This is a genomic window from Ruegeria sediminis, from assembly GCF_005938215.1.
In the GTDB taxonomy this organism is placed as follows: domain Bacteria; phylum Pseudomonadota; class Alphaproteobacteria; order Rhodobacterales; family Rhodobacteraceae; genus Ruegeria; species Ruegeria sediminis.
In genome coordinates this window covers 1-1,538 of record NZ_VCPD01000017.1, presented here as the reverse complement: position 1 = coordinate 1,538, position 1,538 = coordinate 1, and the positions used below count along the sequence as shown (strand labels likewise).

1 protein-coding gene is annotated in these 1,538 nt (G+C 60.4%); it reads left to right on the top strand.

From position 1 onward, the window contains the following. Nucleotides 1-77: 77 nt before the first annotated feature. Nucleotides 78-1,463, top strand: a complete 1,386-nt coding sequence (locus tag FGK63_RS20625; RefSeq protein WP_138845842.1) for an IS1182 family transposase — start codon at nucleotides 78-80, stop codon at nucleotides 1,461-1,463. Nucleotides 1,464-1,538 lie beyond the last annotated feature (75 nt).

Genomic DNA, 1,538 nt, shown 5'->3' with positions numbered 1-1,538 from the left:
TATTCCGTTGAAAAACTCGTGCTTGATCGAGGGGCATCGGGCTGATTCAATTCCCGCATTGGGCGGGAGGATTTGCGATGATGGGACCGAGGCAGGAGGCGCAACCAGCGCTGTTCTACGAGTTCTCGCTGGAAGATCACGTTCCTCAGGATCACCTTCTTCGGTCCATCGACCGCTTCGTCGATCTAACTGACGTCCGCGCCTATCTGGCGGATTTCTACAGCCACACGGGCCGTCCATCCGTCGATCCCGAGTTGCTGATCCGGATGCTCCTGGTCGGCTATTGCTTCGGCATCCGGTCCGAGCGACGGCTCTGCGAAGAGGTGCATCTGAACTTGGCGTATCGTTGGTTTTGCCGCCTCGATCTCAGCGACCGGGTTCCGGATCATTCGACGTTTTCAAAGAACCGTCATGGTCGTTTTCGCGACAGCGAATTGCTGCGCCACCTGTTCGAGATGACCGTCGCACGCTGTATTGAAGAGGGCTTGGTCAGCGGCCAGCGCATGGCGATCGACGCCAGCCTGATCGAAGCGGATGCCAACAAGCAGAACTCCACGGCGAAAGAGGACTGGGATGCGGGACAAATCGATCCCGCCGATGCGCCTCGGGCCGTGCGCGAGTATCTCGATACCTTGGACGAGGCCGCCTTTGGCGCCGCCAGCGAGGTTCAGCCCAAGTTCACCTCGCATTCCGACCCGGCCAGCCAGTGGACCGCTGCCCGCAAAGGCCCGGCGTTCTTCAGCTATTCCGACAACTACCTGATCGATACGGATCACGGCGTTATCGTGGATGTAGAAGCCACGAGATCCATTCGGCAGGCCGAGGTCGGATCGACCAAGACCATGCTCGAGCGGGTGAAGGACAAGTTCGAGCTGCATCCGGAGCGCCTGATCGCCGACACCGCCTACGGCACAGGGCCGATGCTGGGCTGGTTGGTCGACCGCAAGATCGCCCCTCACATTCCCGTCTTCGACAAGTCGGGTCGCACGGATGGCACCTGGACCCGCGCGGACTTCGAATGGGATGCCGCGAACGATCAATACATTTGCCCAGAAGGCCACGAGTTGAAGCAGTTCCGCCGGAACTACTCTGACCCCAATCGGGGACCAACCGGCAAGGGAACAGCCCGGTATCGCGCCCTGAAAGAGGTCTGCCAGGCCTGCCCATCCAGGGCGAGATGCTGCCCAAACGCCGACGCGCGCAAGATCACCCGCGAGGAACATGAGGACGCCCGACAGGTTGCTCGGGATATCGCCAAGACCAAGCAGTACGTGATCTCGATGAAGCTGAGGAAGAAGGTGGAGATGCTCTTCGCCCATCTGAAACGGATCCTTGGCCTGAACAGGCTCCGATTACGTGGCCCATGCGGGGCAAATGACGAATTCCTCCTCGCTGCCACCGCCCAGAACCTCCGCAAACTGGCCAAGATCCTTCCCGCACTGCAGCAACCGCGAAAAGCCTGACAGGAAAGGCGCACGCGCCCAACTCAAGCGACGGAATTCTGCGCCCGCGAACGGGTGTTTTTCCACGGAATCGGC

Coding starts and splice junctions, on each gene's coding strand:
- FGK63_RS20625 (WP_138845842.1), top strand. CDS start 78: ATGATGGGACCGAGGCAGGAGGCGCAACCAGCGCTGTTCTACGAGTTC.